The 22,345-nt window shown below is 42.0% G+C and carries 20 protein-coding genes and 1 tRNA gene; 13 read left to right on the top strand and 8 right to left on the bottom strand.

Features of this window, described 5'->3' with window-relative positions:
* Nucleotides 1-504 precede the first annotated feature (504 nt).
* Nucleotides 505-921, top strand: coding sequence for a putative toxin-antitoxin system toxin component, PIN family (locus I8751_RS29895; RefSeq protein ID WP_225894429.1), 417 nt, complete (start codon nt 505-507; stop codon nt 919-921).
* A 131-nt stretch (nt 922-1,052) separates the two neighbouring features.
* Nucleotides 1,053-1,226: a hypothetical protein gene (locus I8751_RS26405; protein ID WP_214442056.1), complete on the top strand. Its 174-nt coding sequence runs from the start codon at nt 1,053-1,055 to the stop codon at nt 1,224-1,226.
* A gap of 330 nt (nt 1,227-1,556) precedes the next feature.
* On the opposite strand, the gene I8751_RS26400 is transcribed toward I8751_RS26405, so the two are convergent.
* Entirely contained in the window at nt 1,557-2,513 is a 957-nt protein-coding gene (locus I8751_RS26400) for a glycosyltransferase family 2 protein (protein WP_318780374.1), read from the bottom strand.
* Between the two features lie 144 nt (nt 2,514-2,657).
* Nucleotides 2,658-5,366 (bottom strand): CBS domain-containing protein, encoded by a 2,709-nt coding sequence (locus I8751_RS26395; RefSeq protein WP_214442055.1) that lies wholly within the window; start codon nt 5,364-5,366, stop codon nt 2,658-2,660.
* A 337-nt stretch (nt 5,367-5,703) separates the two neighbouring features.
* On the opposite strand from I8751_RS26395, the gene psbZ reads away from it, so the two are divergent.
* From psbZ to I8751_RS26365, 6 genes are all read left to right on the top strand, one after another.
* Complete coding sequence (gene psbZ, locus I8751_RS26390) at nt 5,704-5,892, top strand: photosystem II reaction center protein PsbZ (protein WP_214442060.1); 189 nt, start codon at nt 5,704-5,706, stop codon at nt 5,890-5,892.
* Nucleotides 5,893-6,076: 184 nt separating this feature from the next.
* Entirely contained in the window at nt 6,077-6,655 is a 579-nt protein-coding gene (gene ribH, locus I8751_RS26385; protein ID WP_214442059.1) for a 6,7-dimethyl-8-ribityllumazine synthase, read from the top strand.
* Nucleotides 6,656-6,777: 122 nt separating this feature from the next.
* Nucleotides 6,778-6,849: transfer RNA gene (locus tag I8751_RS26380), tRNA-Gly, on the top strand.
* Between the two features lie 700 nt (nt 6,850-7,549).
* The gene (locus tag I8751_RS26375) at nt 7,550-7,957 is read left to right on the top strand and encodes a hypothetical protein (RefSeq protein WP_214442054.1); all 408 of its coding nucleotides are present in this window, start codon (nt 7,550-7,552) and stop codon (nt 7,955-7,957) included.
* A gap of 4 nt (nt 7,958-7,961) precedes the next feature.
* Nucleotides 7,962-9,227, top strand: a complete 1,266-nt coding sequence (locus tag I8751_RS26370) for a glutamate-5-semialdehyde dehydrogenase (protein ID WP_214442053.1) — start codon at nt 7,962-7,964, stop codon at nt 9,225-9,227.
* Between the two features lie 16 nt (nt 9,228-9,243).
* A complete protein-coding gene (locus I8751_RS26365) occupies nt 9,244-9,711 on the top strand; it encodes a GNAT family N-acetyltransferase (protein ID WP_214442052.1) in 468 nt (155 codons plus the stop codon).
* A gap of 95 nt (nt 9,712-9,806) precedes the next feature.
* Here the strand turns inward: I8751_RS26365 and I8751_RS26360 are convergent, their stop codons facing one another.
* The 4 genes from I8751_RS26360 to I8751_RS26345 form a co-directional block, all read right to left on the bottom strand.
* A complete protein-coding gene (locus I8751_RS26360; protein ID WP_214442051.1) occupies nt 9,807-10,928 on the bottom strand; it encodes a fatty acid desaturase family protein in 1,122 nt (373 codons plus the stop codon).
* A gap of 187 nt (nt 10,929-11,115) precedes the next feature.
* Nucleotides 11,116-12,195, bottom strand: coding sequence for a fatty acid desaturase (locus I8751_RS26355; protein WP_214442050.1), 1,080 nt, complete (start codon nt 12,193-12,195; stop codon nt 11,116-11,118).
* 276 nt (nt 12,196-12,471) lie between these two features.
* The gene (locus I8751_RS26350) at nt 12,472-13,524 is read right to left on the bottom strand and encodes a fatty acid desaturase (protein WP_214442049.1); all 1,053 of its coding nucleotides are present in this window, start codon (nt 13,522-13,524) and stop codon (nt 12,472-12,474) included.
* Nucleotides 13,525-13,716: 192 nt separating this feature from the next.
* Nucleotides 13,717-14,535: an acyl-CoA desaturase gene (locus tag I8751_RS26345; protein WP_214442048.1), complete on the bottom strand. Its 819-nt coding sequence runs from the start codon at nt 14,533-14,535 to the stop codon at nt 13,717-13,719.
* An 86-nt stretch (nt 14,536-14,621) separates the two neighbouring features.
* On the opposite strand from I8751_RS26345, the gene I8751_RS26340 reads away from it, so the two are divergent.
* Complete coding sequence (locus I8751_RS26340) at nt 14,622-15,854, top strand: methionine gamma-lyase family protein (protein WP_214442047.1); 1,233 nt, start codon at nt 14,622-14,624, stop codon at nt 15,852-15,854.
* Between the two features lie 40 nt (nt 15,855-15,894).
* Nucleotides 15,895-16,272, top strand: a complete 378-nt coding sequence (locus I8751_RS26335) for a GxxExxY protein (RefSeq protein WP_214442046.1) — start codon at nt 15,895-15,897, stop codon at nt 16,270-16,272.
* A gap of 32 nt (nt 16,273-16,304) precedes the next feature.
* Here I8751_RS26335 and I8751_RS26330 read toward each other — a convergent pair whose 3' ends face one another.
* Complete coding sequence (locus I8751_RS26330; RefSeq protein WP_214442045.1) at nt 16,305-17,507, bottom strand: Coenzyme F420 hydrogenase/dehydrogenase, beta subunit C-terminal domain; 1,203 nt, start codon at nt 17,505-17,507, stop codon at nt 16,305-16,307.
* Nucleotides 17,508-17,700: 193 nt separating this feature from the next.
* Between I8751_RS26330 and I8751_RS26325 the strand changes: the two genes are divergently transcribed.
* Both I8751_RS26325 and trpD read left to right on the top strand, forming a co-directional pair.
* Nucleotides 17,701-18,609 (top strand): PspA/IM30 family protein, encoded by a 909-nt coding sequence (locus I8751_RS26325; RefSeq protein WP_214442044.1) that lies wholly within the window; start codon nt 17,701-17,703, stop codon nt 18,607-18,609.
* A 140-nt stretch (nt 18,610-18,749) separates the two neighbouring features.
* Nucleotides 18,750-19,805, top strand: a complete 1,056-nt coding sequence (trpD, locus tag I8751_RS26320; RefSeq protein ID WP_214442043.1) for an anthranilate phosphoribosyltransferase — start codon at nt 18,750-18,752, stop codon at nt 19,803-19,805.
* Here trpD and I8751_RS26315 read toward each other — a convergent pair.
* On the bottom strand, nt 19,735-20,784 hold the full coding sequence (locus I8751_RS26315) for a retropepsin-like aspartic protease family protein (protein WP_214442042.1): 1,050 nt from the start codon (nt 20,782-20,784) through the stop codon (nt 19,735-19,737). The genes trpD and I8751_RS26315 overlap by 71 nt on opposite strands.
* A 336-nt stretch (nt 20,785-21,120) precedes the next feature.
* Here I8751_RS26315 and carA point away from each other — a divergent pair, with 336 nt between their 5' ends.
* A complete protein-coding gene (gene carA / locus I8751_RS26310) occupies nt 21,121-22,287 on the top strand; it encodes a glutamine-hydrolyzing carbamoyl-phosphate synthase small subunit (RefSeq protein ID WP_214442058.1) in 1,167 nt (388 codons plus the stop codon).
* The last annotated feature ends 58 nt before the right edge of the window (nt 22,288-22,345 follow it).

The raw sequence follows: 22,345 nt of genomic DNA, 5'->3' as shown, positions 1-22,345 counted from the left end.
GTACAGGCAAATATCAAAGAAGCAGTTGAGCTTTATATAGAAACCTTGTCAAATTCAGAAAAACAGGCACTTCAGAACAAGGAAACATTCACAATAACCTTGGAGGTAAAAGTTGCCTAAGCTGCCACGTTTGACTGCAACAGAAGCGGAAAAACTTTTATTAGATGCAGGCTTTATTCAAATGAGAAGTAAAGGAAGTCACAGGATTTATTTTTGAGAAGAAGTGAGAGTAGTGATTCCTTTTCATTCAGGAAAAATATTGCACCCAAAAATAGTTAAACAGGTTCTACAAGCCATTGACATTTCTGAGAATGAAGCGACAGTAGAAGAAGTAATACCTGAAACTGATGAATAAAAATACCATCTCCCAAGCGCCGCTTTTATATCCTCCACCAAAAGACTGTTAAATGCAATTGAAACTTTAGGAGTAGATGCCGATGAACCTACTCTTCAAGAAATTAGTGAGATGGTCAAAGAAATGCGACGGGAACGACACTCTAAAAAATGAGAGTTGTCTTAGATGTTAATGTTTGGGTTTCTGGTTTACTTTGGCGTAGTGTTCCAGGTCGAATTTTCGATTTAGCAGCAGCAAATAAAATCACCATTTATACATCTGAGGCTATCCTTGCAGATGTTGAAGAAATACTTGCACGTAAGAAGTTTCAATCAAAAATAAATGCTTTAAATACAACTGTAAAAGAGTTGCTTTCTATAGTAGAACAGTTATCACATTCATGTATTATCACTTCTGTTGAAGTTCCCCAACTGCGAGATCCAGATGCTACGGTTATACCAGATTCAAATATAAAAATTATGCAGACAGATCCAATTATCAGAGTAACTGACGAAAAGCAAATAAATCTACCAGCAGAAATTCAATCTCAACTTAAACCGGGTGATGAGAGACTATTTATAAAGTAAATCTTTAAGTAGCCTAGCCGGGTTTCGACTCCGCTCAACCCTCGTATTCTCAGCGAGCGAGCATTGAGCGAAGTCGAAATGCGTCCTACGGTAATTTTATTTTTACTTTATAAATAACCTCTGAATACAGAGTGATTATAAAAAAAAATTGTATTGTTTTAGAAAAAATAACTCACCCAAATATAGATTTACATGAGTTTTTACAACGTCTTGATGAATTAGAACCCGATCCCAATCAACCCACCTTGGAAGAAATTAGTGAAATTGTCAAGGATGTCAGACTAGAGTTATGGTCTAATTCATGAGAGTTATCCTTGATGTCAATGTTTGGATTTCAGCCTGTAGACCACTAAATCAAAGATTTAGTAGAGGCTTGTACCCAGAATTAATTAAAAATGATTATTTATTTCAATTTTTAATCTTTAATTAAAACTGGTCAATTATTTATGGGTGCATCCCAGTTTTTAAAATGCCCACAGGCTATAAGCCTGGGGCTACAAATACGAAGCCTGCCTTCGCAGGCTATGAATGTTTATAGACTGCGAAGGCAGGCTTCGTTCGTGTAGCAATACCCTAGAAGGGTATTGATTAAAAAAGCGGGATGCTCCCATTATTTATTGACACACAGTAGGTGGTTAGCTTTGCTTTTGTTCAGCTTCTAAATAAGCTGCATAAACTCCCTTAACATTGTACCAATTCAGAAAAATTCGAGCAGTTTCTAAAGCCAATTGAGGTTTACCTAAATTAATCAGCCAACGCAAAAATGGAGCCATCGTTTTTTCATTGAGTGCGCCATTGAGTGAGAGTATTCCCCAAAGTAAGCGATGCAACCAAGTCATTTGAATCATCATCCGTACTTCCCAAGTAGGATGCTTTTGATAAAATAAAACTCCCATGCGACCGCGTTGAATTTCTTTTTCTATCAAACTGGGAATTTGCTCTAATTTGAATGCTGGATGCCAGTGATAGCCAACAGCAGCCGGACATTTAATAAGCTTTAATCCTAAATTTTTTAGTCTTACCCCTAATTCTAAATCTTCCCATCCATAAAGTTGAAAACTGTTGTCAAAAAGTCCAGCTTTCTCTAACCAATGTTTGGAAATTGCTACGTTTCCTGTGGCAAAAAATGCGGCAGAAAAGTCTGTAATTTTATAAGGTTCAGCAGTAGGATTATCGAAATTGCAAGTATTAATTACTGCACCGTAAGTAAAAAAGCGATCGCAGCCTAATTGCTCTTTTCCTGTTACTAGTGCATCTGCATGAGCTTGTAAAAAATCTTTTAGTACCACTAAATCACTATCAATAAAAATAATTGTATCTCCCTGTGCCTGCTCTACCCCCAAATTCCGCGCCGCAGCTGGGCCAGCATGATTCTGTTGAAACCAACGTACATGGGGAAACTCGTCTTTGTGTGCTGCTAACCACTCTAATGTGCCATCAGTAGAACCGTCATCTACCAAGACAATTTCGTAATCACTGATTGAACTTGACGTACTGAACTCTTGCACCTCCAAGGCGCGGAGGCATTTTTCTAAAATCGGCTGACGATTATAAGTTGGTATCACAACGCTGAAAAACACAGTCTCACCCACATATTACTTATCTCCAGGATAGGACAGCAGGGGACTGCACACTGTTCCTTACCTGAGTCAGGATAAGTAAGTTGTTCGTAGTAAGACTTTAGTGCTGAAAAAAGCAACGACTAAAGTCCCGACTACAAACACATATCACTAAATCTAAATGGGATAATGTTTGCTTAAAAATTCTTCTGCTTGTGTCTTATCTTTAACCACTCCATCCACAGTAGCAGCGAGTAAATCATCTAAAATTTGCCGATATTGTGGGCCGGGTTTGTAACCTAATTTCTTGAGGTCGTTACCATTGAGAATTGGCTGCACATTTGCCAAAACTGTGAAATAATGCCAAATTTGCTGTCTAATGAGGCGTGAGCTTTGTAAGGCAATTAAAATCAGCATTGGTAAATCGTACTGTCTGAGGATCTGCATTATCTGACTGAAACGTTGGCACAGAGGGAGAGATTCCTGTACATCAGTTTGGGCTGAAGCCAAATTTTCCAAGCGTTTAATGCTATCCTCTTGCAATTGCAGATTTTTTGCTACTTTCTCCCGGTATTCGGGTGCTAGGTGGGCAATTATGGCTTCTAGCCGCATTTGCCAGTGAATGAGACTTTGTTGGGGATCAAATCGCCGCAAACAGCGTTCTAATAAACTCAGTTGCCGCAGGAGTGAATTATTTAATTGCAGGGTAGGATGTATACATTGCAAAGCTCCCAAATTATCGAGTAACTGCAAAGCTAGTTGCCAGTAAGGAGCTTCTAAAATATGTTTTAGTTCTGCTTTGAGTCTAGTTTGTAGCGCTGGGGTTCTACTATTTATTTGGGAAGTGCGATCGTAAACACCACTATTGATGGCATAACGAATAAACTCTTCTGTTTGCGGTTCAATCTCAAACCCGAAGCGCACAGCAAAACGCACACCGCGATAAATGCGGGTGGGATCTTCGATAAAGCTGTTGGCATGTAAAACCCGAATTTGCTTGGCTTGTAAATCTAGTAAACCACCAAAGAAATCGAGTAATTCACCACCACGGGGAGAAGTGAGACGTAGAGCGAGGGCGTTAATGGTAAAGTCTCGGCGATACAAATCTTGACGAATGGAACTCGCCTCAACTTCGGGATTCGCTGCTGGGTAAGGATAAAATTCTGTCCTGGCGGTGGCAATATCCACCCATAAAGAGTCTAATTCTGGATCTTTGTGCCACAACAAAGCAGCAGTTTGAAAAGCCCCGTGGATGTCTAAGCGAGCTGCTGTATAAATTTGTTGGAGTGCCTTTGCTAATTCCACACCAGCGCCAACATCTGCTGCTTGATGAAAACCATCAACTACCAAATCAATGTCTGTAATCATCAAATTACCTGCTGCTGATTCAGCTAACAGCAAGTCCCGCACTGCACCCCCTACCAAATAAAGATGCCAACCCCGTTTTTCTGCTGCTTGTGATGCAGTGGTGAGTAATTGCCACAGTTGAGGAGCAAGTTTAGTTTGTAATTGAGGCAGATTAATATTACCTTCCCCTCTTCTACTCCTTTGTGCCTCTGTTCCTGCGCCCCTATCTTCATCTGCTTGATGTAATTCTCGCAATACATCAGTGCGGGTAACAAGACCCACTAACTGTCCATTCTCCAATACTGGCAAGCGCCCAATATCATAAGTCACCATCAGCGACTCAATTTGTGGCAATGTCGTACTCGGTGTAATAGTTTTTACATTTGTTGTCATGTAGCCTTTGACTGGCGCGTGACTAAAGCCGTGGTGCAGAGCAATATCGATATCTCGCCGCGAAATAATCCCTACTAATTGCCCTTGGGCATCGACTACAGACAAACCAGAGTGTCCATAGCGTAATAAAATGCGCTGCGCTTCTGCAATTGTGGTTTCAGGACGAATGGTGCGGACGGGTGAGGACATTAAATCCCGCGCAGTGGGAGGATGGGGAATTGAGGCTTTGATGCCGTCTAGCAGTTGTTTTAAGATTTCCTGGGAATCTACTTTGCGTAGGTTCAGTGATGTTGCTTGGGAATGTCCACCGCCACCTAGGGGTTGGAATAATGAATTGAGATTAACACCAGGAATTTGCGATCGCCCTATTATAGTTAAGCGTGAATCATCTTCTCCCAGATGATGTTCGTTGGCCAAAAGCAAAGCATCAATCTCGCTTAACTCAACTAATTGCGAAGCCAGACTAGATAAACCCGGTACAAAATCATTCGTTTTGAGAGTTACCCAGGCAACAGTATATCCATGCAAACAGAAAGATTGTAAGTTTTCTATTGCTTCTGTTAATAGTTGTTGTAATTGGGGAGATAAACCAGGGTCTCGATAAGTAGAAACTACCGACAAACTAGCACCTTGCTGCATCAGCCAAGCTAAAGCCAGGGCATCCCGTGGTGTAGCACTATCATAAGTTAACGAGCCAGTATCAACGTGGATACCCAACGCCATCACCGTCGCTTGGGAGGGTGTAAGAGAAATTTGCTGTTGTTGCAATTGTTCCACCATTAAAGTAGTGGTGGCTCCTACAGCAGAAATATAAGACTGGGTAGCTGGAATATTCTGTTTTTGTCCTAGATGATGGTCATAAACTATGATTTCTTTGATATGAGATAAATCTAACCACTCAGCAGCTTTTCCCAGGCGATCGCGCTGTTGGGTATCTACAATTGTTAGGGAACGAATCTTCTCAGGATTGACCGAACGCCGTTCAATTAAGGGATATTCATCCCGATGCAACGCTAAAAAATCCCGCACAGGTGGATGAGAACCACCAGTCAACACAATCTTACTTCCTGGGAGCAAACACGTTAGTCCTACCGCTGCTCCTAGTGCGTCAAAGTCAGCTGTTGTGTGACAAAGAATTAAATCCATAATTGTCAGCGGTCAGTGGTCAGTAGTCAGTAGTCAGTGGTGAGCCAGCGTGGTAGTTTTAGTTTCCAAAATAAGTAACTGGCAAATCCCTTCATGATTAACGGTCAGGACTAACAACTGACAACTAACTAATGACTATAGTGACGCAATTTCTGCTAGCTTACAAATAAGGAAGAAAAAATTAAAGTGTTTTCCGTGGAACATCACGGAAAACCTCAATCAAAGCTCAGGAAACTTCCAGCGTTTTACCGGAAGTCACTGAGAAGCCTACACTATAATGCTTGCAGTCGGTGTAGGTAGGATATGTCACTATTTCGCTGTCTTGGGAGAAACAAAAATGACGATAATATTCCAATTTGCTTTAATAGCTCTCGTAGTTTTGTCTTTTGTTCTAGTTGTTGGTGTTCCTGTTGCTTATGCAACTCCACAAAACTGGGTTGAATCTAAAAAGCTGCTCTGGCTTGGTTCTGGAGCCTGGATTGCTTTAGTGCTTTTAGTTGGCCTGTTAAACTTTTTTGTTGTTTAAGCAACGGCTTTGCCCTAATGCCAGCAAATAGCATAGGGAATACAAGAGCAGGAAAGCCAAGAATACAGCAAAATCTCAATGGATAATTTTTCATTGTTCTTTTTGCCTAATTGTGCTTTCTTGCTCTTCTACGTTTAAAGAACAAATGTATAGTGGCAAGAGTGTAGTTGATTCAGAGGCAGTCATGGCGGTTTTTGAGGGAACTTTTACTCAAACGGAACCTTTGCGTTTTGCAGTGGTTATTGGTCGATTTAATGACCTTGTTACCGGAAAACTGTTAGAGGGATGTCAAGATTGCTTGAAACGCCACGGCGTAGACCCCAATCCCCACGGTAATCAAGTGGACTATGTTTGGGTTCCTGGAAGTTTTGAAGTACCAATTGTGGCTCGCCAATTGGCACTCTCACATCGTTATGATGCTGTAATTTGTCTCGGTGCTGTGATTCGAGGACAAACACCCCACTTTGATTTAGTCTCTTCTGAAGCTGCCAAAGGTATTGCTGCTGCTAGTTTTCAGACTGGAGTTCCAGTAATTTTTGGAATTTTGACAGTAGACACTATGCAGCAAGCCCTAGAGCGTGCAGGCATCAAAGGTAATCATGGCTGGGACTACGCCATGAATGCTCTGGAAATGGCTAGTCTCATGCGGCAACTGCGTTCTAACCTAGCAGAGCCATACTCTCGTAATCCTCAGTCGTTGCCCGCTTCTTTCCCAAGTGCCAGCGTCGGTAATTTAACTGCGGAGTCTGAAGAAATCGTCTGAAGCCAATCAATAGTCCGTATTCCAAGATTTTTTGACTATTGATTATGGACTATTGACTAAAATAATTGAATTCAAGAGTTGACAAATAGAGATAGATTTGAGATCATAGATAAGTAGCAAATGCGGGTATAGCTCAGTGGTAGAGCGTCACCTTGCCAAGGTGAATGTCGCGCGTTCGAATCGCGTTACCCGCTTGTTAAAAAATATGAATCTTAACTCTAATCTGTTCTAACCGCAGGGTAGTTTGGCTACAATTTTTGGGAGTGTACCTGACTCATCGGGTTTAGAGTATGGTAATCCAGATTACATATTGATTGCAGTTGTGAAGCTAGCATCAAGCAATCTAACTAAAAATGTGTAAGGCACTTATTGCTCTTGAAAAATGCTTGTGCTTCTTGAATCGAAACCAGCATCAACACTTAAAGGTGATCATAAGTAATTGACATAGAAGTGATCCCGATCAAAGCTTGATCACAGGAAAACAATAATAGTGACCCCAGTAATTCACAAGAAAACCTAGGGCACTGTCAAAAGTCCTGTACATGAGTTGCTTATAGGCGTAACTCTCTGAGATCGGTTGTTTTCAGAAGTTACCCCCACGTAAGTTTAAAATTGTAGCAGAGATACAAGCACAATTAATGCCCAAATTTAAAGCCATCAAATGAAGATCAAGAAATTCTTAAACAAGATTGCCAAAGATATCTTTCAGCCAAAGATATCCATCCTGGGGGGACAAATATGAAATTATTACTTTATTTTTGTTTGCAATCATGACAGTGTTTGCCTTAAATCATTATTTAGCTCAAAAGTTGACCACAGAGAAGCCACCCAGGCATTGCCAGGGAAATGTATTCTCGCAGCCAGTAAAAACACGCTCAAGTTATTAGAACGCTTGTGCAATCTCAAAAACCTGAAAAAATTGACTTCAATACGGAATATCCTTGTCCCTGTCGTCGCCGGGGGCAGTTGATTCCCATTACTCTGACAGAAGCATTTGGTTGCGATCGCTGTCAGCAAATCTTTGTCGTAGAAGATAATGGTCATGTCTTAGAACAGCTTTCTACCACCTATCCCTACAAGCGAGCTTGGCGCTGGACGGGAAATAGTTGGCATGTAGTACAACCACGACTGGGAGAAAGCTATCTACCGATAGCATTGGGCATTCTTTTCGTGCTAGTGATTATATGGTTGCCATTAGCATTGCGATTAGCGAATGGTTCTAGCATTATTGCTTGGGCGATGGTGGCAGTGCTGTTAGCTATTCTGCCAGCACTAATGGTCTGGCTTACCTACAGACGTTAATTCAATGACCATTGAAGTTTTGGATGATTGCCCTGAACCAATTACTAGCGCTAAACGCGCTTATCAGGCTTCCCTAAAGTTGGGCTTCACAAAGGGAGTAGACCGCAGTCGCGCTGTGTTGGCAATGGCACAGGCGATTGAGCGCTCATTTGACGACATTTTAGAAGCCAATACTTTGGATTTAGAAGCCAGCAAAGAAATGGCAGTACCAGAGTTGATTTTGGATTGGCTGAAGTTGACTCCTACACGGCTAGAGACAACAGTGGAAATTCTTCAAAGGTTAGGGGAACTATCAGATCCACTAAGGCGAGTCAGGAATGCTGATTATCAACTAGAAGACTCTCAGAGTTACACTCAGTTAATGCCTTTGGGAGTGATTGGATTTATTTATGAGGCATTTCCTGATTTAGGGGCGATCGCGGCGGGGTTTTGTATAAAAACTGGTAATAGTATTATTCTCAAAGGGGGTGCTGAAGCTAGCCATTCTAATGCAGTGATTGCTGAGGTACTACAAAGTGCGATCGCAGAAGTTGGTCTCCCGCCAGGCTGTGTAGAACTCATAGCAGCAGAACATGGTGCTTCAATTCGGGATTTAGTTACCCAAGACCAGTACATGAACTTGGTGATTCCCTATGGACGTTCTAGCTTGGTACAGCAGGTAATGCGGCAAGCAAGCTACCCAGTTTTAAAGTCAGCGATGGGTAACTGTTACCTCTACTGGTCGCTCAATGCCAGTTTAGAGATGGTACGCTGGATGATTATTGATAGTCATCAAAGTGAACCAGATCCAGTTAACGCCATTGAAAAAGTCCTAATTCATCGCCAAGCCATGCCATCATCTTTGGCTGTTCTGTGGAACAGCTTGAAAGAAAAAGGCTTTGAAGTTAAAGGGGATGCAGAACTAGTAGAGGCTTTTCCCCAATTGCATCTAGCCAAAGAAGGCGAATGGGGAACCCCTTATTTAACCAAGACAATAGCTTTTAAATTAGTAGATAGTTTAGATGGAGCGATCGCCTGGATTAATCAACACAGCAGCGGTCATGCTGACTGTATTGTGACTGAATCTTACCAAGAAAGTCGGCAATTTGCTTTAGGAGTTAATAGCGCCTCTACTTACATCAACACTTCCCCGCGTTTTTCCCGCAACCCCTCGCGGGGGGATTCAGTATTTCTCGGCATGTCTAACCAAAAAGGACACCGCCGGGGATTTATTAGTTTGGAAACTCTAACGACCGTCAAGCACATTGTTCAGGGGAATGGACGGTTTTAGCAGTGGAGAATGATCAATGATCACGCCACAACTTGTAATTATTCCTGAGAAGCCAACTTGTTCTGCTATACAAGAATTAATTAGAGAACTTGACAATTATTTGGCAACTCTTTACCCTCCTGAGAGTAGACACGGTCTTGATATTTCTGCTCTACTTCATAAATCCGTCACCGTTTTCCTTGCCAGACTAGACAATGAGCCAGTTGGCTGTGGTGCTGTAAAGTTTTTTCCCCAGGGTTACGCTGAAGTCAAGCGGATGTATATTAAACCAGCCTTTCGTGGGCAAGGAATTGGTAAAAAAATCTTGAATCAGATAGAATTATATGTAAAGGAAGCGAATATTTACACTGTGCGTATAGAAACAGGTATATATCAACACGAAGCTATTCGATTGTATGAAAAGGTTGGATTTTATAGAATAACCCCATTTGGAGAATATAAGCCAGATCCATTGAGTCTTTTCTTAGAAAAAAAACTCGCCTAACAGTTATCTTATATTTCAATTCCTTATAAAAAAATTTTGCTTGCGCGGATTTTGTTTATTATAGTTCCACCCCTTGGAGGGGTGGCATTTTTGGCTCAATTAGGTAGTTTTTCCACTAGAGTAGTTGGATAATCTGCATTCGGCTCTCCCATACGTTTCAGCCAGGAAAAATTAGAAGTTAGTGCTGATCTAAATGTGGGATAAACATTGTACTTGACCTCAAATTCTTCGCATACTTCTGCTAATATTTGAGCTATTTGTGGATAATGAATATGGCAAATTTGAGGAAATAAATGATGTACAACTTGATAGTTAAGTCCACCAAGATACCAGTTTAAAAAGTAATTTTTAGGAGCAAAATCAACAGTTGTTCTAATTTGAAAAACTGCCCATTCATCATCGATTTGATTTGTCTCAGAATTCGGTTGAATAAACTCTGCTGTTTCTAGTACATGAGCAAGCATGAAAACTATGCAAATCACCAACCCATAAGTCATGTAAGTGATGAGAAATCCCACAATAGCCTGAATAGGGGTGTAACCTATTACCAGCGGTATTCCCAGGAAAAGCCCTAGCCAGATGACTTTGCCCCCCAATAAGATCAGCATATCTAATGGTTTAGGTGTAGGGATTGCATGGGAATGATATTTACGCTTAAACAGAATCAGTTGAACATCAGCAATAGACCAATAAATTGGTATGACTGTATATATAAATAAAATGAATATGTGTTGAAATGAGTGATACCATTTATGCTCCATGTAGGGAGTCATCCGCACTAATCCATCACCATGTATTTCTACATCATGTTCTAATATATTGGTAAAGGTATGATGTAAATAATTATGCCTAAATTTCCATAAATAACTAGATAGACCAATTACATCGTAGAGTAAACCGATAGTGTTATTCACCCATTTTTTACGAGAATAACCGCCATGATTAGCATCATGCCCTACGCTAAAACCAACACCAGCAATACCTAATCCAAGGACAACACAGCTAATTACTTTTATCCAAATTTGCGGTGGGCCGAAAAGAGTAAATGTCCAGGCAGAAATTACCCATCCCAAAATAATTACCGTTTTGAGGTACATTGCAGGATTATCTCTAGTAGGAATGTTCCTAGACTGAAAATAAGCATCAACTCGTTTGCTTAGTTCTTTTCTAAAACCGTAGTTTTTAGTAAAAGTTACTTTTGGTTGTGTCTGTGTCATAAAAACTGCTCACTTAAATAACATCTGACTTGATTTAAAGCTGGATAAAATCTCAAAAAAGGCGTAGCAAAATATAGATCGAAGTTCAATATCAAACCTCTTAAACTACGCCTAAAATTTTGCTGCAGATATCGGCACAATCCATTTATGACTTCATGACACTTTGACCATGAAATCAAGGTTATTATCAGCTTTTTGCTAATTTATTGTTGGATGTGTAGTAAACTTTGCTGCCAGTATCTGGTACAAAATGACAACTGAAGCATGAGCGCCATAAAGACTTCCAAATCGGTTCTTCAGATTTGCGGAAGTATTCACCCATCACAGGTTTAATTGCCTCTGTGGCTTTCAACAAATTGTAGTGAGGGATATTAAGGAATATATGGTGAGCAACATGCGTACCAATATCATGGTGGATATGATTGATAAAACCGTAGTTGCGGTCAATGCTAGAAATAGCACCTTTCAAAAAAGTCCAATCTTCTCCGCGATACCAAGGAAGATCTGGCTCAGTATGGTGCAAAAATGTCACCAAGTCTAGCCAAATAATAAACACAATGTAGGGAGCTGCGTAATATTTCAGTAACCACATCCATCCCCATTCATAGGTAAGGAAACCCAGCAAGCATACCATCCCAATCCAGAGTGTAGTACTGGTGATGATATCCCATTTTTCCGATGGTTTGAAAAGTGGGCTACCGGGTAAAAAATGAGAGCCTTCTTTATTAGGAGAACGCTTAAATAGATATACAGGATAAGCCAATAAAAAAACATAATATCGACCTATCTTTTGTTCTAATGGCATCTCCTTGTATTGTGATTCTGTGACTGGATACCAGCTTTCATCATTATCGATATTGCCAGTATTTTTGTGGTGGGTTCTATGGCTAATACGCCAGCCGTGATAGGGAACGAGTATCGGTGTGTGAGAAAGATGTCCAATGAAATCATTGAGCCATTTATGCTTAGAAAAAGATTGGTGTCCGCAGTCATGTCCTACTACAAACAAAGCCCAAAACATTGTTCCTTGCATTAACCAAAAAATAGGCCAGAAAAACCAAGAATCCAAGTAATGAGCAACTGCATAAAGCAAGCCAATAATCAGGATGTCACGCAAGAAATAAAATAGGGATTTTGTCACATTGGGCTGAAAACATTCAGCAGGTATGGCAGCTTTTAAATCTTGAAGAGTAAAAGGCAGTTTGGTCGTATCCTCAGATGGTTCATTGCCATCAGGATGATTGAAAGTGATGGTATTTGATTGCACTGGATTCTTTATATTGGATAGAAATCGGACTTTATTTGAGGCAAGATAACCTCCCTCACATCTGCGATACTACGGCACTAGCTTTCGCTAAGACACACGAAGATAATCTCTGGCAATATACCTAACGATTTTACTGGGTAGATAATTGCCAGAATCTATATTAAAGGAGCAAGGCTGAAAGCTAAAGTTTGAAAAAGAGTAATTAATATCTAATACAAACCCTTGAATTATTTCATGGGTTGTTTTCATCCTTTATACTTGGCACTTCATCCTTAGTTATCGGTCTGCATAATATTCGTTGAAAGACTCATAACCGACATCAGTTGTGTATAGTTGACATTGGTCTACAATTTGCTTCATTAAAGACCAAGAAAACTGACACTCATCATGCAGATAAGGCTCCCAATTTTCTTTAATGCTGCTATATGCTAGCCGCAAATTATAAGAAGGAATTGCGGTAGAAAGGTGATGTGGGACATGAACACTGATATCGTGGCACAGGATTTCTATCCAACGGGGATAATCGCAATGAATAGTACCAGATAGTTGTGCTAGAGCCTCATTCCATTTATTCGCTGCCACAAAAGGAACATCTGAAGCAGTATGGTGAACAATAGTAAAAGTACTCATCCAAAAATGGTAGACCAGCCAGGGTACAAGCCAAAACTTGACAAATCCCCAAATACCAGTTTTAGCAATGAGTAGAGGAAAGGCGATCGCGGCAAAAATCACGACTACAGTCACAGAAAGCTTGATGCTTGATTGGTCTTTCGTTTTGAAGTTCCGCCAATCAAAATGTACAACAGCCCAGTGTCCAATAGAACCTACCCACCAGAGGCGTTTACGCATAAACCCCTCAAAAGCAAACTGCCTAGTTTTATCCCAACTTTCAAAAACTTCTGGTCTAATCGGATGCCAAGCATTATCTTCGTCCAGCTTGTTGGTATGAGCATGGTGATAATTATGCTTAATGCGCCAACTATGAAAGGGGTAAATTAACGGCATCATAAAAATGTGCCCCACCAAATCATTTACCCAACGACGTTTGGCAAATGACCGATGACCACAATCATGAGCAATTACAAAAAAACCTGTTAAAGCAGTCCCAGTAAAAATCCAGGCAAAGGGCAAGAGAAACCAAGGAGCGATCGTCAGAAAATAGTAGCCCAAGCCGACCATAAAAACACTGAGCAACACTTGAGTCCAAGCTTTGCGACGGTTTTGCTGAAAACATTCCCGTGGCAGCGTTTTGATAATATCTTTAAGCCTCAGGTCGGAATCACTAAGGTCTTCACTTAGTTTCTGGCTGTGAATTGTTGATGTAGTCATGGACACCTGAAAAACAACAAACTCCACTATCAAGTCACTAAAAAAAGCGGCTTGCCGCAAAGTTTCTTAACATTAGCGTTTCGGATTATAGCAACCTAACCTACACAAGCGCACCCGTAAGCAAATTTACCAAAAGTCAAAAGCCTACAGTCAAAAGTTATAGCTCCTGACCATTGACTTTTGACCATTGACTTACTGCTTTGTGCCTGCAAGTTTCACATTAGTCGCTAAACCAAGTACTTGTAGCAATTGAATCGTCATCCAAGTAAAATCGATTTCCCACCATTCCAGCCCGTGACGAGCTGAGTATTGAAAGGCATGGTGGTTATTATGCCAGCCTTCGCCGAAAACTAGTACGGCTACCCACCAACAATTAGTTGAGCGATCGCTAGTCTCATGGCTACGATAGCCAAATTTATGAGTAGCACTGTTCACCAACCAAGTGCAATGGTAAACCCAAACAATGCGAGCAAAGATTCCCCAAACAACGAAAGACCAGCCACCCAGAAGCATTAGCAATAAACCCAGGGCTACCTGGATCAAAATGAAATATTTCTGTAAAAACTGATAAACTGGGTCTTCGGCAATGTCTTTGGTAAAGCGAGGGACATCAGCGTGAGAGGGAGAGTGATAAATCAGCCAACCGATATGACTCCACCAGAAGCCTTTATTGGAATCATGGGGATCAGGGTCAGTATCAGAATGTACATGATGAATGCGATGTGTCCCGATCCACTCAATTGGCCCTCCTTGACAGGCCAATGTCCCGCAAAAAACCAAGAAATACTCAAGCCATTTGGGAGTCTGAAAACTACGGTGGGTGACAAGGCGATGAAATCCTAGGGTAATGCCTAGACCACCACTTATCCAGTAAAGCAACAAAGCCACACCAACTGCTGTCCAGCTAAAGTTACTAGGAACAAAGGCAAACAGAGCGCCGAAGTGCAGACCAAGGAAAAATAGGGTATTAACCCAGTTGATTTGAGGTTTAGTTGAAGTAGCAATTGTCATGCATTAACCCGAATTGAAATTGTCCAGCCTAATCTGCGCGATTTAAAAATCCGCATATCTATAAATTTTTTGTGAAAGAGGAACTAATGAACAGCTTGGAGCAGCTGCGGCAAGCAGAGCAGGTACTGTTAGAAATTTTTTCTGGAATTGACGCACAGGTCAAGCATAATCTGAAACGAGTCCTAGATGCTTTTCGTAATCACCGTGTAGGCGCACATCACTTTGCTGGTGTAAGTGGCTATGGCCACGATGATTTAGGACGAGAAACTTTAGATAAAGTTTTTGCCGAAGTTATGGGCGCAGAAGCTGCGGCCGTGCGAGTGCAGTTTGTTTCTGGAACTCATGCGATCGCTTGCGCTTTATTTGGTGTACTCCGTCCTGGAGATGAGATGTTAGCAGTGGTCGGTTCTCCCTACGATACGCTTGAAGAAGTCATTGGTTTGAGGGGTCAAGGACAAGGCTCCCTTATCGAGTTTGGCATAAATTACCGCCAATTGGAGCTAACTACAGACGGAAAGGTAGATTGGCAAGCTTTAAGTACTAACGTGGTTGATAACACGCGTTTAGTGTTAATTCAGCGCTCTTGTGGCTATTCTTGGCGGCCTAGTTTATCAATTGCTGATATAGAAAAAATTATCCACATAGTTAAACAGCAAAACCCCAACACTGTTTGCTTTGTAGATAACTGCTACGGCGAATTTATCGAAACAAAAGAACCCACCAACGTAGGTGCCGACTTGATGGCGGGATCGCTGATTAAAAATCCTGGTGGTACCATCGTCAACGCTGGTGGATATGTTGCTGGTCGCGCTGATTTAGTAGAAGCAGCCGCTTGTCGCCTGACTGCTCCTGGTATCGGTAGTTACGGCGGTGCTACCTTTGATCAAAATCGTTTGTTATTTCAAGGGTTATTTTTAGCACCGCAGATGGTAGGGGAAGCAATGAAGGGGACTTACCTAACTGGTTATGTGTTTGACAAACTAGGTTATCCCGTGAATCCTGCCCCCCTTGCTCCCCGTGGAGACGTAATTCAGGCTATTAAACTTGGTTCTGCTGCCAAGCTAATTGCTTTCTGTAAAGCCATACAACAGCATTCTCCCGTTGGTTCCTACCTTGACCCTATTCCCGATGATATGCCGGGGTACCAGAGCCAGGTAGTCATGGCTGGGGGGACATTTATTGAGGGTAGTACTTTAGAGTTTTCTGCGGATGGGCCTTTGCGTGAGCCGTATGTGGTTTATTGTCAGGGGGGGACTCATTGGACTCATATTGCGATCGCATTGGAGGCGGCGATGGATGCTGTGACACAATTTACATGAGTTAAGATTGTCTCACGCAGAGACGCGGAGGCGCAGAGAGATGATTGAGAATGAGGTTTCGGGCGCAGTTGTGGATGTTGCTTACAAGGTTCACACAACTTTGGGACCGGGTTTACTGGAATCAGTTTATGAGACGGTTATGGATTTTGAGTTAAGGAGGCGAAAGTTACAGGTTAGAAGACAGGTGGTTATTACAATTGTCTATGAAGGTGTATTTTTAGAGGAAGGCTTTCGCACTGATTTGATAGTCGAAGACAAGGTAATTGTTGAACTCAAATCAGTGGAAACTATTCATCCAGTACACAAAAAACAATTACTAACCTACTTACGCCTTGCTGATAAACGAGTTGGGTTATTAATCAATTTCAACGTCACACTCATCAAAGATGGTATCTCGCGGGTAGTCAACAATCTCTAAAAACTCTCTGCGTCTCTGCGCCTCTGCGTGAGCTACTCTTCCGGCAACCTATACTGCCCCACGATCCGTTTAGCAAACTCCGGCACATGCTCCTCCAACTGCTCCGGATGATTCCGCTTCACATACAGATAATTCCTGGTAAAGTGCGAATCAATCGAAAACCGCGCATACTCCAAACCCTTAGGCCCAATTCTTTCAATCACCACACCCATCAGTTTCGCTGCCCACATGGGCAGAGTCACACCTTTGTCATAGGCAGGAATACTTTGTTGCACAGCCTCTTTTCGATTTCCTTGGGACATCACTGGCTGGGTATCTAACTGGTCTTGCACCAAGTCCAGCATTTCTTTGCCTGTATCATTTCTAACAACAATCCATTGCCAGCCAAAGGGTGCGCCCATATAACCAACAACTAAATCTGCCAGGGAGTTGACGTAATCAAAGCAACTCATGCAGGAAGGAGCAAAGACATCTTTAAGTTGGTTGGTCTTCAAACCAAAGAAAGGTACAGTTTCTGTTGATCCATCTTCGTGTTTGAAGTGAACCCGGAAGTCTTGCATAAATTCGTAATGTACAACAGTGTCAGGCGAGCGACTGGTAGTTTCTAAGAATTTTTGCAGCCCGGCGCGTGTAACGTTATCTACACAAGGTGTACCTAAAACATATAATTTTTCTAACCCAAGTTGTTTTTCTACGGCTCGCAAAGCTTGAATTTGGCAACCAACACCAATTACCAATAGTCGCTTCATCCCGGATTGTTCTACTTGTTCCAATACAGAAAGGTTGGGTGAAAGTGTTGGTTTATTTACCCGTGCTGCTAGTATTTCTTCTGGGGTACGAGCAATGACAGGCATAGGTTGAAAGCGGTCTTCTTTGGTGTTTTGGACACAGACAACGCCTTCAACTAAACGGCGATTCAGCATTTCAATGGCGATACTACTAACAATACCCGTCCATTGTGCGCCTTCAATAGGCTGCTGTTTTCGCGCTGCCATCATGTCTTGGTGAACACCAAAGTAGAGTTCATTGGCGTTATCAAGATCGCGCGATCGCCTGTGGGTTTGTTCTTCAAGTTCACCTATTTGCTGATTAATAAAAGCACAGGCTTCTTTGACATAATGAATATAATATGTATCGCACAATCCGCACTCGCTACAAAGTTCTTTAGCAGGGCGACGGCTATTAGGTTTTAAAGCTTTGGCTTTTTTATGCTTGTTAAAATCAACTGAGGTCATAATAATAAATTGTTTGTTTTATCAGGCATAGCTTCTTATATACAATACCTTCACAATGCTATGAACTTCACAATAGAGCGTGAACAAAAAGAGGATGGACGCTTTATAGTTAAAATGCTTAAGTAATTTTTACGAAGACGTGATGGTTTAACTTAGCCTAAGCTCTGGATAATCAGGTTTCTCAGATAAGCTTATGGCACTTTACGATCCCACTCAACCAGGGCAAAACGCTCTAAAAAATTTACGTGCAGCCACTGCTAGCGTTAGTACAGCTCAAAAAATTGCTCAACGAGACTACGCGCAAGCTCAAGCCGAAGCTGATAAATGGTCAAGACGATATAAACTTGCTCTTAAAGAAGGTCGTGAGGATTTAGCTCCTCAAGCAAAATTCCAAAAAGAACGCTACCAAGCAATAGCTAGTAGGCTGAAAACCCTTATAGACGATCAAACACCACAGCTAGACACCATCAAAAATAACCTAGCTTCTTGGGAGAGCAAGATATCTGAGGCACAGAATAGAATATTATGCAGCAATCCAAATATTACTTCCGAGTACATAGAAGAGAAAACTTTACAGATTGAAGCTAGTTTAGAAGAAACTTTACAGTCAGATAATTTTGATGAGGGGATTTTAATTGACCTTGAAGACGTTGATGAAGAATTGAAGCGACTTAAAGAAGAAGTATCGTCACTACTTAAACCTCAAAACAAATCCAAGGATAAAAAAGGCACTTTAAATACTTTAGTAAATGCTATTAGTGAGACACGAGAAGCTGTAAATAAAGCTGTTACTAACAAAGAATATATCCAAAAATATTACGCCCAAGTTAAAAATGAAGCTGAGGAATGGCATAAAAAGGCTCAAGTGGCTTTGGAAAATAATGATGATAATTTAGCAATTCAAGCCATACTCAGTAAGACAGTTCAAAGCAAAATTGCGATCGCTCTTAAGACACAGCTTCAACAGCAAGAAGCAACAATAATTCTACTCCAACAAAATCTGACTGCTCTAGAAAGTCTCAAAGAAACAACTGCTTCCAGTTCAAGCACCGTCGTTAACTTGGAACTAGAATCACTGCGAAAGCAACTAGAGCAAATGTAGTCACTAAGACATTAATCTAAAATATCTCCTCTTCCTCTGCGCCTCTGCGCCTCTGCGTGAGATTTAACTAAGTTTTGTTACTAAGTTCCCATTTTTCGGTAGGATAGCTCCCAGACTCTCAACACACTTCAACCTGAGCTATGACAACCTCGCCAATCCCTGCTCAAGAATGGTATATCCTCCTGCAACAATTAATTGATGGTCAATCCTTATCCCGCACTCAAGCCACTGAATTGATGCAAGGGTGGTTAAGTGAAGCGGTTCCCCCAGAATTATCAGGAGCAATTTTAACAGCACTGAACTTTAAAGGCGTTTCTGCTGATGAATTAACTGGGATGGCTGAGGTATTGCAATCACAATGTTCACCACTTAAAACTCAGAACTCAGAACTTAAAACTGTAATAGATACCTGTGGTACTGGTGGCGATGGCTCGTCAACGTTTAATATTTCTACAGCAGTTGCCTTTGTCGCCGCCGCTTATGGTGTACCCGTTGCCAAGCATGGTAATCGCTCAGCGTCAAGTCTTACAGGCAGTGCAGATGTTTTGGAAGCCTTGGGTGTAAACCTGAGTGCCTCCAGCGAAAAAGTGCAAGCAGCACTATCAGAGGTGGGGATCACTTTCTTATTTGCCCCCGGTTGGCATCCAGCGCTGAAGGCAGTTGCTTCGTTGCGCCGAAGTTTGAAGATCCGAACGGTATTTAATTTGCTTGGGCCATTAGTTAATCCGTTGTATCCCACTGGGCAGGTTGTAGGACTATTTACACCTAAACTTTTGGCAACAGTTGCTCAAGCATTAAATAATTTGGGCAAACAAAAAGCGATTGTTCTACATGGACGAGAAAGACTTGACGAAGCTGGGTTAGGGGATGTTACAGACTTGGCGGTGTTGTCTGGGGGTGAAGTGCAATTAACTACCGTGAATCCCCTAGATTTAGGTGTAACGCCTGCTCCCATAAGTGCGCTTCGGGGTGGAGATGTCCAAGAAAATGCAGTGATTCTGAAGTCGGTGCTGCAAGGTAAGGGAACTCAGGCGCAACAAGATGCAGTAGCTTTAAATGCCTCTTTGGCGCTACAAGTGGCGGGTGTTATCCCTTTATTGGATCACGCTAAAGGTATTAGTGTAGCTAAGGAGATTCTCCAGGACGGTACTCCTTGGGCAAAATTGGAGCAGCTAGTCCAGTTTCTGAAGGATTGATTTCTGAGTGTGACTGTGGGCGAAATTCTACAACATTACGTTTGATGGTGACATCATAGTTGCCAAAAAAGTCATGTCCTAGTAATCCAGTTTCTAATTCCAAACCAGCGATCGCTACTGGTACTTTATTCACTATTACCCCGCCAACTGCCATCGAATCAATATAGCCAACAAGAAACTCCACCGCTTTGGAACTGGCGGTGTTAGCCTTGGCTTTTCCTACTGGCACTACCCCCAAAGCATTGGCCATTTGTTGGGTGATTACAGTCCCACTGGCTCCTGTATCCACAATCATGTCGAATTGTTGCTGTCCGTTAAAGGTAACTGTGACAATTGGGGTTCCCCCAACTCGCCGTCTAATGGGGGCAATAAATACTGCTTTTTCTGGAGTGAGTATTTCTGATGAGGAAAAGACAGGCCTAGTTGGTGGTAGTTTGACTCGTACAGGTGGGGGTACTGGTATGGGAACCTGGGGTGAAGTTTTTGCTTGAGGAGTAACTACTATTCTTTGAGCATTGGCTTTGGCTAATGGTTGAGGGCTAGGATTAGCTTTTTGTAGGGCATACTTAACCTGACGCTGGTATTCTGAAATTTTAGCTTGGGCGATCGCAAACTCAGAGCTTTGTCGCCGCACTTTCTTCATCAGCGTGATCGCATCTTGGAACTGACTCGCTACTAAGTTCCAATCATCTGGGGATTGGGCAGATTGGCTGATACTCAAAGCACCCGCGGCTTTGTCTAATCCTAGTTCAAAAGAACTTGGCTCCATTACCGACGGTGGCAGATCTTCTGGTTCTGGAATGGCTGATGATGTTGTTGGTTCTCCGAGAGATGGTGCTACCTGATTGTCAGTAACTACAGACTGTTGATTGCGAAGAATCGCACTAGTCTGTTTTTCTTCACTACAAGCAACGCCCAAAACCGCTAAAGCACTTGAGAGAAAAATCAGGGCTGCACGAGATAAAAAAGACTGAAGCATAATTAACTTCGATTTAAACTGCCCAAGGGACTGCAAATCTACTTTTGCCACCGATTCCCCTTTAAGAATTTTATCTTTTTAATTTTTAATTAATTCCCTTAAGAGCGCGGAATTTCTGAACTCATGGGATAATTACACTCGCAGTATTGACTAAAGTGGGGATCAAAGACTGCTCATTCTTAACTGTTGACTGCTAAATGTCAACTGTCAAGAACTGGAATGAGTAAGCAAGGAAGGCAGGAGAGCAGGGAGCAGAGGAGAATAACAATACCTCATATCCTATGCCCGATGCCCAATGCCCCATTCCCGATTCCCCAATCCCTAATCCTTTTGCTTATGCCTTTGTCTGACGCAATACCTGCTCTACTTGTCCTGGCAGATGGAACTACTTATCGCGGTTGGTCTTTCGGTGCAACGGGAACCACAATCGGAGAAGTGGTATTTAATACTGGGATGACAGGATATCAAGAAGTGTTGACTGATCCTAGTTACTGCGGTCAAATTGTGATTTTTACCTATCCCGAATTAGGAAACACTGGCGTTAATCCTGAAGACGAAGAATCGGCTCAACCGCAAGTCAAAGGTGCGATCGCTCGTAACATTTGTCACAGGCCTAGTAACTGGCGCTCAACACAATCCTTGCCTGACTACCTTAAACAGCACCAAATCCCAGGTATCTATGGAATTGACACCCGCGCTCTTACCCGGAAAATTCGCATGTTTGGAGCCATGAACGGCGGCATTTCCACCACAATCTTAGATGAGGTGGAGTTGTTAGAGCAGGTACAGGCAGCTCCCAACATGGCAGGATTAAATTTGGTACGTGAAGTCACGACCTCCAAGGTTTATGAATGGTCAGATCCCACAATTCCAGCCTGGGAATTCAACTCAGAGTCTGCGGCAAATATTGGAGAATCTTTCACCGTTGTTGCCCTTGACTTTGGCGTAAAACGCAATATATTGCGTCGTTTAGCAAGTTATGGTTGTCGGGTGATAGTTGTTCCTGCTGATACACCACCAGAAGAAATTCTCAACTACAATCCAGATGGTGTGTTTCTTTCCAATGGGCCTGGCGATCCGGCGGCAGTCACTGAAGGAATTGCAACTACCAAAGCATTGCTTCAAAGTCAAAAACCCATCTTTGGTATTTGTATGGGACACCAAATTTTAGGTCATGCTCTTGGAGCAGAAACCTTTAAATTAAAATTTGGTCATCGTGGTCTGAATCAGCCTGCGGGTCTACAACAAAGGATAGAAATTACTAGCCAGAATCACAGCTTTGCGATCAGCCCAGATTCTTTACCTACGGCAGTTGTGGAAATTAGTCACCTAAACCTCAACGATCGCACTGTTGCTGGGGTACGTCACAAATCTCTACCGATATTCTCCGTACAATATCACCCAGAAGCCAGTCCTGGCCCTCACGATGCTGATTATTTGTTTGAACAATTTGTGCAAGCAATGCAAAAAGCACGTCAAACTACTACAGAAGAAGTGAGGTAAGAATAGGGATATAAGGAATTGGGATAAACAATCTTGGGAAAAGGTTAAAGGGTAAAGG

This window comes from Atlanticothrix silvestris CENA357 (assembly GCF_016056295.1).
GTDB classification, from domain to species: domain Bacteria; phylum Cyanobacteriota; class Cyanobacteriia; order Cyanobacteriales; family Nostocaceae; genus Atlanticothrix; species Atlanticothrix silvestris.
Note: the sequence above shows the minus strand (reverse complement) of the source record. Positions and strands in the feature narration are given on the sequence as shown.